The following is a 13,594-nucleotide window of genomic DNA, read 5'->3' as shown; positions in this document are numbered from 1 at the left end:
TGCACGCAACATCCACCGTAGGAAGGTGATCACGGTGACGCTCTACGACACAGTGAACGACGCGGACGCGAGGACGCTGCTCGCCGGACTCGAGGTCTCCTTCGCGGGCGTCGGCAAACGTTTCGGCGGTGACGACGGCACCCTGGCCCTCACCGGCATCGATCTGGATATCCGCGAGGGCGAGTTCGTCGCCGTGGTCGGGCCGTCCGGTTGCGGCAAGTCCACCCTGCTCCGTCTGGCTGCCGGCCTAGAGCGGGTGAGCGCGGGAGCCGTTGCGGTGCGCACGAATTCGATCGGCTTCATCTTCCAGGAAGCCACCCTGCTGCCCTGGCGCAAGGTGCGGCGCAATGTCGAACTCTCGGCGGAGCTGGCCGGGGTGCCGCGCGCTGTGCGGCGGGCACGGGTGGAACGGGCGATCGAGGCGGTCGGGCTGGCCGACTTCGCGAATGCCCTGCCGCGCAGGCTCTCCGGCGGCATGCGGATGCGGGTCTCGCTGGCCAGGGCGCTGGCGCTGGAACCGCGGCTGATGCTGCTCGACGAACCGCTCGGCGCGCTCGACGAGATGACGCGACTGACCATGCAGGAGGAGCTGCTCCGCCTCTACCGGGACAACGCCTTCACCGCCCTGTTCATCACGCACTCGGTGGCGGAGGCGGTGTTCCTCGCGTCGCGGGTGGTGGTGATGTCGGCGCGGCCGGGGCGGGTGCACGAGGTGATCGACGTCGACCTGCCCTATCCGCGCGACCGTGAACTGCGCTTCGATCCCGCCTTCACCGAACTCGTCGCGCGCGTGTCGCACTCGTTGAAAGAGGCTGCCTGATGGTGAGTATCGCCGCCCGGGCCGTGGTACCGGCGAAGCCGGGGGCCGAGCTGTCCACCGCACGCCTGCGCAAGATCGGCAAGGCCCTTGCGGCGCCGACTATTTCGATCGCCCTTGCCCTCGCCGCCTGGTACGCCGTGTCGATGCTGGTACTCAGCGAAGGTCGCCGCTTCCTGCTGCCACCACCGCATGTGGTGTTCACCGAGTCGCTGGCCGACCCGAAGAAGCTCGAGGTGATGGGTGAGGCGCTGGCGGTGACCGCGCGGGTCGCGCTCACCGGGCTGCTGATCTCGGCCGTGCTCGGTGTCGCCATCGCGGTGCTGATGAGCCAGGCCAAACCGATCGAGAACGTCGTCTACCCGTATGCCGTGGTGCTGCAGGCGATTCCGGTGCTCGCCGTGGTCCCGCTGATCGGGCTGTGGCTCGGTTACGGTTTCGCCGCGCGGACCACGGTCTGTGTGCTCATCGCCATTCATCCGATCATCGCGATGACGTTGTTCGGCATCAAATCGGTCGACGCGAACCTGCGCGAGCTGTTCACCCTCGGCCGCGCCGGGCGCCTGCGCAGGCTCTGGTCGCTGCAACTACCGGCCGCCCTGCCCTCCACCCTGACCGGTTTACGCACGGCCGCAGGGCTTTCTGTTACCGGCGCGATCATCGGCGACATGTTCTTCGCGCAGGGCAAACCGGGCATCGGCACCCTGCTCGACACCTACCGCGCTCGGCTCCAATCCGAGGACCTCATCGGCGCGCTCCTGCTCGCCGCCCTGTTCGGGGTGCTCGTGTTCACCGTTTTCACGCTGATCCAGAAGGTCAGCGTCGGCCGCTGGCACGACTCGGCCCACTAGAAGGAACCGCCATGAAAAACGCACGCCCCCTGCGCCGCCTCGGTATCGCGGCCTTGGCCCTCACCCTCGCCGCCTGTTCCGGCGAAACCGGTGACGACACAGCCGTCGCCCTCGAGCCCGCACCCGCCGAACAACGGCTGGCCGGTGTCTGCCCGGATACCGTTGTCGTGCAGCTGCAATGGGCCCCGGAAACCGACTCCGGTCCGATCTTCGGCCTGCTCGGTCCCGGCTACACCGTCGACGCCGACAACAACAGGATCACCGGCCCGCTCGTCACCGCGGGCAAGGACACCGGGGTGGAACTCGAGATCCGGGCGGGCGGACCGGCCATCGGCTTCCAGACCGTGCCGTCGCAGATGTACGTCGACGAGAGCATCACCCTCGGTCTCGCCCACTCCGAGCACGCCATCGCCGCCGCCGGGCAGCAGCCGATCCTGGCGGTCACCACCTTGCTGCGCAACAGCCCGCAGATGCTGATGTGGGATCCGGCGACCAATCCCGGCTGGCAGGGGATCGCCGATATCGGCCGGTCCGGCAAGCCGATCGTGGTGTCCAAGGGACAGCTGTACCCGGACTGGCTGGTGGCGCGTGGCCTGGTGAAAGCCGAACAGATCGACGCCTCCTACGACAATTCGCCGTCCCGGTTCGTCACCGATCCGTCGTTCGCGCAGCAGGGTTTCGTCAACGCCGAGCCCTACACCTACGAACACGAGGTGCGCGCCTGGAACAAGCCCGTGCGCTACCAGCTGCTCAAGGATGTCGGCTACGAGGGATACGCCCGCACGGTGAACGTCCGGGCGGACAAACTCGCCGAATTGCGGCCCTGCCTGCAGAAATTGGTGCCGATGATCCAGCGGGCCACCGCCGAATTCCGGGCCGATTCGACGCATGTCGACGAGGTGGTCGTCGATGTGGTCGAGCAGAACCCCAAGCTCAGCCCCTACAGCGCCGAGCTCGCCGCGTTCGGCTCCGAGGCGCTGATCGACGGCGGCCTGATCGGCAACGACAGCGACGGTGTGCTCGGCAGCTTCGACGAGGCCCGCGTGCAGCGCATCATCGACGAGTTCGCGCCCATTCTGCGCGCGGGTGGGGCGAATGTGCCGTCCGGCCTGCGGGCATCGGATCTCGTCACCAAGGAATTCCTCGACCCGTCCATCTCCGTCACCGGATAAGGAGACATTCCATGAGCACCAGCTACGACCTGTCCGAGGTCTCGCGCGAGAAGCGGATGGGCGGCCTCGGCAGGGAAACCGCCCGTGAGATCCGCGTCGTCGACCTGACTGATTTCGAGAATCGCCGCGTCGAGATCGCCGACCAACTGTGGGCGGCGGCCACCGAGATCGGCTTCTTCCAGCTCTCCGGGCACGGCATCCCGCAAGCGCTGATCGACGAGATGTTCGGCGCCACAGCGGAGTTCTTCGCCTTGCCGGAGGAGGTCAAAGGCAAATATCCGCTGGTGAAGGAACACAACGCGGGCTGGGAGAGCATGAGTCAGGTGCGCCCGTCCATCGGAGTGCCCGATCAGAAGGAGTCGTATCAGGTCACCCGGCCGCACATGGACTGCCTCTGGCCGAGCGAGACCGAGCTGCCCGGATTCCGTTCGCGTGTCCTGGATTTCGAGCGCCGGGCCTGGGAAGTGGCGATGCGGGTGCTGTCCTGCTTCGCCGACCGGCTCGGACTTGCGCGCGAACACTTCACCACCGCACACGATCCCGCATCGCCGGACTACCAGAGCGCACTGCGATTGCTGCACTACTTCGCGGTGCCCGAGGAACTGCGCGGCGTTCCCGGCCGCTGGCGGGCAGGCGCGCACACCGACTTCGACTGCCTCACCCTGCTTTTCCAGCGCGACGGCCAAGGCGGACTGCAGGTGTGTCCCGGCAAGGAGATGGCCGAACAGGAATGGACCTCCATCACCCCGTCCTCGAGCCTGATCACCTGCAATATCGGCGACATGCTCACCCGCTGGAGCGACGACCTGCTGCCGTCGAACTTCCACCGCGTCCGCAGCCCCGGCGAGGGCGAATACCAGGGCGAGCGCTACAGCATCGCCTACTTCGCCCAGGCCGACCGCGACGCGATCATCCAGGGACCCGGCGGCAAATACCCACCGGTCACCGCGGCCGATTTCCTCACCCAGCGTGTGCGGGCCAACTACCGGCCGCAGGGATAATCGGCGCAGACAACGGAAGGGACACGGCATGAGCGGTCAGCGCCCGGAGGCGGAAGCGGAGCGTGGCGACGGCACCTCACTGCTCGGCCCGTCGGTGCATCGCCGGATCAGGCAGCTGGTCCTTTCCGGCGAACTCGCCCCGGGCAGCCGACTCAGCGTGCCCGCACTGGCCACTCGGCTCGGGGTGAGTCGCAGCCCGGTGCGCGAGGCCGTGCAGCAGCTCATCTACGAGGGTCTCGCGGTGAGCACACCGCACGCGGGCGCGAAGGTGGCCGCCGTCGACGACGAACGCATCCGTGAGGTACTCGCGGTCCGCGCCGTCCTCGACGGCCTGGCCGCCGCCACGGCCGCCACCCGCCTCACCGAAGCGGACCTCGACAAACTCGCGGCCGTCATCGCCGCCCAGGAAACCAACCTGGACGACGCCACCGACGCGGCCCGCGACGCCCAGCTCGACCTGGAATTCCACAGCTTCATCCGGGACGCAGCCGGAAACCGGTGCCTCGCCGACGAATTGGCGCGTCTGGAAGCGCAGGCACACCTCTACCGCGGCGATCTGTGGTGCTCGGCGCGCAACCGTCGCGTGGCCCTGCGCGAACACCGCCGCATCCTCGAAGCCCTGGAATCGGGCCACCCCGAATCGGCCCGCATTGCTGCGGAGGCACACGTCCACGGCCTGATGACGCGCCTCACCCGGCACTGACGCGCCTCCCGGCACTGACGCGCCTCCCGGCACTGACGCGCCTCCCGGCACTGACGTGCCTCGCCCCGTGGCCAAGCTTTGACGTGCCGCGCTTCAACCCCGCCCGGCGCTGCGCCGTGCCTCGACGGCCTCGCCCGGCACCGGCTTGCCTGAGCCGGTGCCGAGGCGGGTGTCACGCTCGATGGCCCTAGTCGGTCACGGCGCCAGAGGTTTTCGCGTACTTCCTACCGGTCCGTGGCGCGGGTACCCGGCGGGCTGACACGCCGGTCCCGATAAGCGGGCGCCTTCGCGGTGCCGGCGGGTGTCAGCGTGCGCAGCAAGGGGAGCGTGCGCCGTTCGATCACCGTCGACAGCACGATCACGCTGTGCGACCGCACCACCGCGCTCGTCCGGTCGATGCTGAGCAGCACGGCCTGTAGACCGGCGTGTGAGTCGGCACCGATGCGGCAGAGCACGTCACCGGAACCCGTGGTCGCGTAGGCCTCGAGCACGCCGGGGATCGCGTCGAGTTCGGCGGTGAGGGTGTCTAGCGCGCCCTGGGCGATCTCCAGGGTGACGAACGCCTGCACATCGAAACCCGCTGCGGTGACATCGATCTGGGGGTCGTAGGAGGCGATCACCCCGGCCTCCTCCATCCGGTTGATCCTGGCCTGCACCGTCGCGCGGGCCACCTTCGTGCGCCGCGAGAGTTCCAGGATCCCGGCCTTCTGGAACTCGTGCATGGCCGACAGGATCGCCAGGTCGAGTTCGTCCAGTTTCGCGGGTGTGCGCATGCCAGACCTCCATCCTCGGGTGCTATTCAAATTGTCCACCATCCGGCAGCGTGAGGTATCAACTTTGGTCAGCATGACCAGGCGCGAGCCGTGTTGTTGCCTAGCTCACGGTGGCGCGTTTTCCTAGGTCATGACCATTGAGCAGCAGCTCGTCGGGCTGATCGAGCACGACGACAGTGTCGATCCGTTCCCTGTCACCGGCTGGGACGCGCTGGTGTGGGTTGTCGGCAACGCCACCCAGTGCGCGCACTTCCTGCAATCGGCCTTCGGGATGCGGCTCGAGGCCTACTCCGGCCCCGAGACCGGCAACCGCGACCACAAGGCCTACGTGCTGCGCAGCGGGGGAGCGCGGTTCGTGGTCAAGGGCGCGGTCGATCCGGACAGTCCGCTGGTCGCCCATCACGATCGGCACGGCGACGGCGTGGTCGACATCGCTCTCGAGGTCCCCGACGTGGACCGGTGCGTCACCTGGGCGCGCGAGCACGGCGCGACGATCCTGGCCGAACCACACGACGAGAGCGACGAATTCGGCACGGTGCGCTCCGCCGCTCTGGCCACCTACGGCGAGACCAGGCACACCCTGATCGACCGCTCCGGCTACGCGGGCCCGTATCTGCCCGGCTATATCGCACGCACCTCGACCCTTCGCGACGGTCCGCGCCTGTTCCAGGCCATCGACCATGTGGTCGGCAATGTGGAACTGGGCATGATGGACCGCTGGGTCGACTTCTACCGCCGCGTCATGGGTTTCACGAACATGGCCGAATTCGTCGGCGACGACATCGCGACCGAATACTCCGCGCTGATGAGCAAGGTCGTCGCCAACGGCAACCACCGCGTGAAGTTCCCGCTCAACGAGCCGGCCGTCGGCCGCAAACGTTCCCAGATCGATGAGTACCTCGAGTTCTATCGCGGACCGGGCGTGCAGCACATCGCCCTGGCCACCGGCGACATCCTCGCCACCGTCGACGCCCTGCGCGCCGCGGGCGTCGAATTCCTGCCGACCCCCGACACCTATTACGAGGACCCAGAACTGCGCGCCCGCATCGGCCATGTCCGCGTCCCCGTCGAGGAACTGCAGCGGCGCGGCATTCTCGTCGACCGCGACGAAGACGGCTACCTACTGCAGATCTTCACCCGCCCGATCACCGACCGTCCAACGGTGTTCTTCGAACTCATCGAGCGACACGGCTCACTCGGCTTCGGAAAAGGCAATTTCAAAGCCCTTTTCCAAGCCATCGAACGCGAGCAGGCGGCCCGCGGGAACCTGTGAGTGCGTCCGCGCACGCACTACAGTTCATGGCATGCGGATCCCCTCGGCGATCATCACCGGCATGGCCCTGGCTGTCGTGCTGTCGTCGTGCGGATCGGGGGGCGACTCCGATTCGCCGGCGGGCCCGAATCGGCCGCCACCGAAGGTGGCCTCACTCGGCCCGTTCGTCGGCGAGTGCGGGCACGTCACCGACGACGAGGTGCGCGAGCTGGCGGGCCTGTCCCAGATCGCGCGGGTGTACAAGAACTCGACCGGCTGCAACTGGCAGTCGGCCGGATTGTTCGCCCCGAGCGTGACATTCGCGTCCTATCGCGGCAGCCCGATCGAACGCGAGAAGGCCTGGGTGTCCAGCGTCGGCCGCAACCCGGAGTCGATCGATGTGGCCGGTCGCCCCGGTTTTCAGGCGCTCGACCCGCAGGGGACCGTCTGCGACTTCGCGGTGCAACTCGACGACGACTTCTTCGAATGGTCCATCTCCACCGGCACTTTCGCCACGGGCGGTAACCCGTGCGACCGCACACGGAAACTGGCCGAGCTCACGGTAGGACGGCTGGGATGAGTGCCACCAGGATCGCGACCGCCGCGGCGGCGCTGCTGCTCACCGTCACCCTCGCGGGCTGCGGTGAGAAGGTCGAGGGCAACGCGCGCCCGGCGGGCGGCGGTGGCGGCGGCGAGTCGGTGAACACCGATTTCGACAAGCTGCTGCGCGAATGCGAGGTCGTCGAACCCGCGAAGATCGGTGAGATCGTCGGCAACGCGCTCAGCGTCACCACCTCCTTCAGCGGCGCCGTCTGCATGTGGGACATCGACGACGCACCGGGCGGCTCGGCCATGGCCACCCTCAACTGGTACGAGATGGGTACGCTGAACAACGAGAAGACCACCAACGAGAAGTTGGGGTACCTCACCGGTGACATCACGGTGCAGGGTCGCAGGGCCCTGCAGGTGCGCAGGCCGGGCGACAACGACTCCTGCGGAGTCACCGCGCCGGCCGCCGATGTCGGGGTCATCGGCTGGTGGATCAACTACCGGCCGGGCTCGGCCCACCCGGATCCGTGCGCGGGAGCGCAGAAGCTGGTGGAGCTGACCTTGGATCTGGCCAGGTAGAAGCCTTGACGCACGACCCCGCTTTGACCCCGGTTCGGGCGGGCGCGTATCGTGGACCGCTGTGCCCGGATTGCTACGGGCAAGTTCGTGCGTGAACGTAGGCCAGCGAGAGCGGCTGATACGTTCCAGCGTGCCCAGAAAAAGGGCCCTGAGCTGCGCGCGACACGCCCGACCGCGGGTAAACGGAAACACGGTCGGACGTGCGAGTGAAAGCTCGATGAACTGAAGACACGTGTTCCGCTACCGCAATCACCAATAAGGAAAGCCGGTCTATGCCAACCATCAACCAGCTGGTCCGCAAGGGTCGCCGCGACAAGGTCACCAAGACCAAGACTGCGGCCCTGAAGGGGAGCCCGCAGCGTCGTGGCGTGTGCACTCGCGTGTACACCACCACCCCCAAGAAGCCGAACTCCGCGCTCCGTAAGGTCGCGCGCGTTCGCCTGACCAGCGCGATCGAGGTCACGGCGTACATCCCCGGTGAAGGCCACAACCTGCAGGAGCACTCCATGGTGCTCGTCCGCGGCGGTCGTGTGAAGGACCTCCCGGGTGTCCGCTACAAGATCATCCGTGGCTCGCTGGACACCCAGGGTGTGAAGAACCGCAAGCAGGCCCGCAGCCGCTACGGCGCCAAGAAGGAGAAGAGCTGATATGCCACGCAAGGGCCCCGCACCCAAGCGTCCGCTGATCAACGACCCGGTCTACGGGTCCCCGCTGGTCACTCAGCTGGTCAACAAGATTCTGCTGGACGGCAAGAAGTCGACCGCCGAGCGCATCGTCTACGGTGCCCTCGAGCAGGCGCGCGAGAAGACCGGCACCGATCCGGTCGTCACCCTCAAGCGCGCGCTCGACAACGTCAAGCCCGCCCTCGAGGTGAAGCCCCGCCGCGTCGGTGGCGCCACCTACCAGGTGCCGGTCGAGGTCCGTCCGGGCCGCGCCAACACCCTGGCGCTGCGCTGGCTGGTCAGCTACTCCCGCGCCCGTCGTGAGAAGACGATGATCGAGCGTCTCGCCCACGAGCTCCTCGACGCGAGCAACGGCCTCGGTGCCGCGGTGAAGCGTCGCGAGGACACCCACAAGATGGCCGAGTCGAACCGGGCGTTCGCGCACTACCGCTGGTGATCGCCGCCCGGCCCGTCACTTAAAAGGGAGAATTTCGTGGCACAGGACGTGCTCACCGACCTGAACAAGGTCCGCAACATCGGCATCATGGCCCACATCGATGCGGGCAAGACCACCACCACCGAACGCATCCTCTTCTACACGGGTGTCAACTACAAGATCGGTGAGACGCACGACGGCGCGTCGACCACCGACTGGATGGAGCAGGAGCAGGAGCGTGGTATCACCATCACCTCCGCCGCTGTGACCTGTTTCTGGAACCAGAACCAGATCAACATCATCGACACCCCGGGTCACGTGGACTTCACCGTCGAGGTGGAGCGTTCGCTGCGCGTGCTCGACGGCGCCGTCGCCGTCTTCGACGGCAAGGAGGGCGTCGAGCCCCAGTCCGAGCAGGTGTGGCGTCAGGCCGACAAGTACGACGTGCCGCGCATTTGCTTCGTGAACAAGATGGACAAGCTCGGTGCGGATTTCTACTTCACCGTGCAGACCATCAAGGACCGTCTCGGTGCCAAGCCGCTGGTCATCCAGCTGCCGATCGGCGCCGAGGACACCTTCGAGGGCATCGTCGACCTGGTCGAGATGAACGCCAAGGTGTGGACCGGCGAGACCAAGCTGGGCGAGAAGTACGAAGTCCAGGAAATCCCGGCCGACCTCAAGGACAAGGCCGAGCAGTACCGTCAGGAGCTGCTCGAGACCGTCGCCGAGTCCGACGAGGCGCTGCTGGAGAAGTTCTTCGGCGGCGAGGAGCTCTCGATCGAGGAGATCAAGGGCGCCATCCGCAAGATGACCGTGGCTTCCGAGCTCTACCCCGTGCTGTGTGGCTCGGCGTTCAAGAACAAGGGCGTGCAGCCCATGCTCGACGCCGTCGTCGACTACCTGCCGTCCCCGCTGGACGTGGAGAACGTCGAGGGCCACGTGCCCGGCAAGGAAGACGAGATCATCACTCGTCAGCCGAGCATCGACGCGCCGTTCTCGGCGCTGGCGTTCAAGATCGCCGTGCACCCGTTCTTCGGTGAGCTCACCTACATCCGGGTGTACTCGGGTTCGGTGGCCTCCGGCGCCCAGGTCGTCAACTCGACCAAGGGCAAGAAGGAGCGTCTGGGCAAGCTGTTCCAGATGCACTCCAACAAGGAGAACCCGGTTCCCGAGGTCACCGCGGGCCACATCTACGCGGTCATCGGCCTGAAGGACACCACCACCGGTGACACCCTCTGCGACCCGCAGAACCAGGTCGTCCTCGAGTCGATGACCTTCCCGGACCCGGTCATCGAGGTCTCGATCGAGCCCAAGACCAAGTCCGACCAGGAGAAGCTCGGCACCGCGATCCAGAAGCTGGCGCGCGAGGATCCGACGTTCTCGGTGAAGCTCGACCAGGAGACCGGCCAGACCGTCATCGGCGGTATGGGTGAGCTCCACCTCGACATCCTCGTCGACCGCATGAAGCGCGAGTTCAAGGTCGAGGCGAACGTCGGTAAGCCGCAGGTGGCCTACCGCGAGACGATCACCAAGACCGTCGAGAAGCTCGAGTTCACGCACAAGAAGCAGACGGGTGGCTCCGGCCAGTTCGCGAAGGTCATCATCGCGGTCGAGCCCTTCGTCGGCGAAGACGGTGCGCACTACGAGTTCGAGAACAAGGTCTCCGGCGGTCGCGTGCCCCGTGAGTACATCCCGTCGGTCGACGCGGGTGCCCAGGACGCCATGCAGTACGGCGTGCTCGCCGGCTACCCGCTGGTGAACCTGAAGGTCACCCTGCTCGACGGCGCGTACCACGACGTCGACTCCTCGGAGATGGCGTTCAAGATCGCGGGTTCGCAGGCCCTGAAGGAAGCGGCCCGTAAGGCCGGTCCGGTGATCCTCGAGCCGCTGATGGCGGTGGAGGTCATCACACCCGAGGATTACATGGGTGAAGTGATCGGCGACCTCAACTCCCGCCGTGGCCAGATCCAGGCCATGGAGGAACGCAGTGGTGCCCGTGTCGTCAAGGCGCTGGTTCCGCTCTCGGAGATGTTCGGCTACATCGGTGACCTGCGGTCGAAGACCCAGGGTCGCGCGAACTACTCCATGGTGTTCGCCCAGTACGCGGAGGTTCCGGCCAACGTGTCCAAGGAGATCATCGCCAAGGCGACCGGCGAGTAATTCGCTTGCCGCGGCCTTGTACGCTTGGCCGCGGCAACCGGGCGTCAGCACGACCCCCCTTATTAACCGCACTGCTGCAAAAAAGCACGCACTAACTAGTCCAGGAGGACAACAGTGGCGAAGGCGAAGTTCGAGCGGACGAAGCCCCACGTCAACATCGGCACCATCGGTCACGTCGACCATGGCAAGACCACGCTGACTGCGGCCATCACCAAGGTGCTCGCCGACAAGTACCCGGACCTGAACGAGAGCTTCGCTTTCGACCAGATCGACAAGGCGCCGGAGGAGAAGGCTCGTGGTATCACGATCAACATCTCCCACGTCGAGTACCAGACCGAAAAGCGCCACTACGCGCACGTCGACGCCCCGGGTCACGCCGACTACATCAAGAACATGATCACCGGTGCGGCCCAGATGGACGGTGCCATCCTCGTGGTCGCCGCCACCGACGGCCCGATGCCGCAGACCCGCGAGCACGTGCTGCTCGCCCGTCAGGTCGGCGTGCCCTACATCCTGGTCGCGCTGAACAAGTCGGACATGGTCGACGACGAGGAAATCCTCGAGCTCGTCGAGATGGAGGTCCGCGAGCTGCTGGCGTCGCAGGAGTTCGACGAGGATGCCCCCGTCGTGCGCGTCTCCGGCCTCAAGGCCCTCGAGGGTGACGAGAAGTGGGCCGAGTCCATCGTCGAGCTGATGAAGGCCGTCGACGACTCGATCCCGGACCCGGTCCGTGAGACCGAGCTCCCGTTCCTGATGCCGGTCGAGGACGTGTTCACCATCACCGGTCGTGGCACCGTCGTCACCGGTCGTGTCGAGCGCGGCATCATCAACGTGAACGAGGAAGTCGAGATCGTCGGCATCCGCGAGAAGAGCACCAAGACCACCGTCACCGGTATCGAGATGTTCCGCAAGCTGCTCGACCAGGGCCAGGCCGGCGACAACGTCGGTCTGCTGGTTCGTGGCATCAAGCGCGAAGATGTCGAGCGTGGCCAGGTCGTCGTGAAGCCGGGCACCACCACTCCCCACACGGAGTTCGAGGGCCAGGCGTACATCCTGTCGAAGGACGAGGGCGGTCGCCACACCCCGTTCTTCAACAACTACCGCCCGCAGTTCTACTTCCGTACCACGGACGTGACGGGCGTTGTGACCCTCCCCGAGGGCACCGAGATGGTCATGCCCGGTGACAACACCGAGATGTCCGTCAAGCTGATCCAGCCGGTCGCCATGGACGAGGGCCTGCGCTTCGCGATCCGCGAGGGTGGCCGCACCGTCGGCGCCGGTCGCGTCACGAAGATCATCAAGTGAGTCTGTAGACCCACTGACACCGCAACGGCGTCGCTCCTCCGGGAGCGGCGCCGTTCGGCGTTTTCCGGGGGCACGACTTTTGGGGTCATCGCTCGAGGGGCTAGTGGTGAGTAGCGTTCCCGGTACAGGTGTCGGCGGTGAACGGAGGCGGCGTGGTCGTGGTGAAGGGGTTCGAGGTTGTCGAGGGGGAGCTCGGGCACGGGTTGCCGTATTTCGCGTTCGGGGAGGGGCGACCGTTGGTGTTCCTGCGGTGGTTCACGCCGGATCACACGAACCCCAGCGGGTGGATGCGGGCCAGTGAGGTGAAAACGCTGGCACCGCTGGCCAGGAACTTCCGGGTGTACGCGGTGAATCGGGCTCCGGGGATGGCGGAGGGGACGTCGATGGCCGATATCGCGCGCGACCACGCGGCGGCTTTGCGGGCAGAATTCGGGGAGCCCGTCGATGTGCTGGGGATTTCCTCGGGCGGGTCGGTGGCCCTGCAATTGGCCGCCGATCACCCGTCGGCGGTGCGCAGGCTGGTGATCGCGTCGTCGGGGTGCAGGCTGCCCGAACCCGCTCGCGCCTCGCAGCTGAAGTACGCGACGGCCGCCGCCGAAGGGAAACGCGCACTCCAGCACATGGCGACCGTCGGTATCGAGTCGCCGGTGAAGGCCCGCCTGGTCGGTGCGGTGGCCTGGCTCGCCGACCCGCTGATGCGCCCGAAGAACCCGGCCGACACGCTGGCGTTCGTCCGCGCCGAAGACGCCTTCGACGTCACCGACCGCCTCACCGACATCACCGCCCCCACTCTGGTGATCGGCGGCGAACGCGACGAGTTCTACCCCCAGTCGATCTTCCATCAGACCGCCGAGGGCATCCCCGACTCCCGCTTGATCATCTACCCCGACACCACCCACATGGGCGCGATCAAACACGAACGCTTCGCTCCCGAAGTCACCGAATTCCTGGGATCAGCAACGTAATCGAGGCATCCGGCGAACGGTCTTCACCGCTCGTCGAGATGTACCCGGACCGTGACACCGCCGCGCTCGCCGCGGTGCGCGACAGCATGGCCGGAATGGTCGAGGCCGTCGATGCGCAGGGTGATCGGCCCACCCGCACCGAGGAAGTTGCGCCACCACGTCTTCTGATCCGGCATGGCGACGCCGATGACGTACTCGTCCCCGGACCGGCGGTAGTTGACCGGGGTGCTGAACGTGCGCCCCGAGCGGCGGCCGACATAACTCACCTCGGCGAATGATTTGCCGAGAACCTTGCGAAGGCCCGGCGCCTTCGTCACGGCGAGGACGATCGCGTTGAAGACGCGCATACCGCGTCGCATCATCGGATTC

At 66.6% G+C, this 13,594-nt stretch carries 15 protein-coding genes; 13 read left to right on the top strand and 2 right to left on the bottom strand.

What is annotated here, in order from left to right; genetic code table 11:
- Window positions 1-34: 34 nt before the first annotated feature.
- Genes NCO8_RS20835 through NCO8_RS20815 form a run of 5 tightly spaced genes read left to right on the top strand, consistent with a single transcriptional unit; the run spans window position 35 to window position 4,544 of the window.
- A complete protein-coding gene (locus NCO8_RS20835; protein ID WP_067642095.1) occupies window positions 35-820 on the top strand; it encodes an ABC transporter ATP-binding protein in 786 nt (261 codons plus the stop codon).
- A complete protein-coding gene (locus NCO8_RS20830; RefSeq protein WP_084457345.1) occupies window positions 820-1,668 on the top strand; it encodes an ABC transporter permease in 849 nt (282 codons plus the stop codon). Before NCO8_RS20835 ends, NCO8_RS20830 begins: the two co-directional genes overlap by 1 nt.
- 11 nt (window positions 1,669-1,679) lie before the next feature.
- Entirely contained in the window at window positions 1,680-2,840 is a 1,161-nt protein-coding gene (locus NCO8_RS20825; protein ID WP_067641849.1) for a nitrate ABC transporter substrate-binding protein, read from the top strand.
- An 11-nt stretch (window positions 2,841-2,851) separates the two neighbouring features.
- Entirely contained in the window at window positions 2,852-3,841 is a 990-nt protein-coding gene (locus NCO8_RS20820) for an isopenicillin N synthase family dioxygenase (protein WP_067641848.1), read from the top strand.
- Window positions 3,842-3,869: 28 nt separating this feature from the next.
- Entirely contained in the window at window positions 3,870-4,544 is a 675-nt protein-coding gene (locus NCO8_RS20815; protein WP_067641847.1) for a GntR family transcriptional regulator, read from the top strand.
- A gap of 224 nt (window positions 4,545-4,768) precedes the next feature.
- Here NCO8_RS20815 and NCO8_RS20810 read toward each other — a convergent pair whose 3' ends face one another.
- Complete coding sequence (locus tag NCO8_RS20810) at window positions 4,769-5,317, bottom strand: Lrp/AsnC family transcriptional regulator (protein WP_067641846.1); 549 nt, start codon at window positions 5,315-5,317, stop codon at window positions 4,769-4,771.
- Between the two features lie 130 nt (window positions 5,318-5,447).
- Between NCO8_RS20810 and hppD the strand changes: the two genes are divergently transcribed.
- From hppD to NCO8_RS20770, 8 genes are all read left to right on the top strand, one after another.
- On the top strand, window positions 5,448-6,590 hold the full coding sequence (hppD, locus tag NCO8_RS20805) for a 4-hydroxyphenylpyruvate dioxygenase (RefSeq protein WP_067641845.1): 1,143 nt from the start codon (window positions 5,448-5,450) through the stop codon (window positions 6,588-6,590).
- Between the two features lie 31 nt (window positions 6,591-6,621).
- Window positions 6,622-7,149 carry a DUF3558 domain-containing protein gene (locus tag NCO8_RS20800; RefSeq protein WP_067485165.1) on the top strand — a complete coding sequence of 176 codons (528 nt, stop codon included), beginning with the start codon at window positions 6,622-6,624 and terminating at the stop codon, window positions 7,147-7,149.
- Window positions 7,146-7,697 (top strand): DUF3558 domain-containing protein, encoded by a 552-nt coding sequence (locus NCO8_RS20795; RefSeq protein ID WP_067485168.1) that lies wholly within the window; start codon window positions 7,146-7,148, stop codon window positions 7,695-7,697. Before NCO8_RS20800 ends, NCO8_RS20795 begins: the two co-directional genes overlap by 4 nt.
- Window positions 7,698-7,969: 272 nt before the next feature.
- On the top strand, window positions 7,970-8,344 hold the full coding sequence (rpsL, locus tag NCO8_RS20790; protein ID WP_056814220.1) for a 30S ribosomal protein S12: 375 nt from the start codon (window positions 7,970-7,972) through the stop codon (window positions 8,342-8,344).
- Between the two features lies 1 nt (window position 8,345).
- Complete coding sequence (gene rpsG / locus NCO8_RS20785) at window positions 8,346-8,816, top strand: 30S ribosomal protein S7 (RefSeq protein WP_067485171.1); 471 nt, start codon at window positions 8,346-8,348, stop codon at window positions 8,814-8,816.
- Window positions 8,817-8,852: 36 nt separating this feature from the next.
- Window positions 8,853-10,955 (top strand): elongation factor G, encoded by a 2,103-nt coding sequence (gene fusA / locus NCO8_RS20780; protein WP_067641844.1) that lies wholly within the window; start codon window positions 8,853-8,855, stop codon window positions 10,953-10,955.
- A 114-nt stretch (window positions 10,956-11,069) separates the two neighbouring features.
- Window positions 11,070-12,260 carry an elongation factor Tu gene (gene tuf, locus NCO8_RS20775; RefSeq protein WP_067485177.1) on the top strand — a complete coding sequence of 397 codons (1,191 nt, stop codon included), beginning with the start codon at window positions 11,070-11,072 and terminating at the stop codon, window positions 12,258-12,260.
- Window positions 12,261-12,397: 137 nt separating this feature from the next.
- Complete coding sequence (locus NCO8_RS20770) at window positions 12,398-13,225, top strand: alpha/beta fold hydrolase (protein WP_245655447.1); 828 nt, start codon at window positions 12,398-12,400, stop codon at window positions 13,223-13,225.
- A gap of 23 nt (window positions 13,226-13,248) precedes the next feature.
- Here the strand turns inward: NCO8_RS20770 and NCO8_RS20765 are convergent, their stop codons facing one another.
- The gene (locus NCO8_RS20765) at window positions 13,249-13,584 is read right to left on the bottom strand and encodes a hypothetical protein (RefSeq protein WP_245655446.1); all 336 of its coding nucleotides are present in this window, start codon (window positions 13,582-13,584) and stop codon (window positions 13,249-13,251) included.
- Window positions 13,585-13,594 lie beyond the last annotated feature (10 nt).

The organism is Nocardia coubleae NBRC 108252 (assembly GCF_001612805.1).
Lineage (GTDB): Bacteria > Actinomycetota > Actinomycetes > Mycobacteriales > Mycobacteriaceae > Nocardia > Nocardia coubleae.
This window is presented reverse-complemented; position numbering and strand designations above follow the sequence as displayed.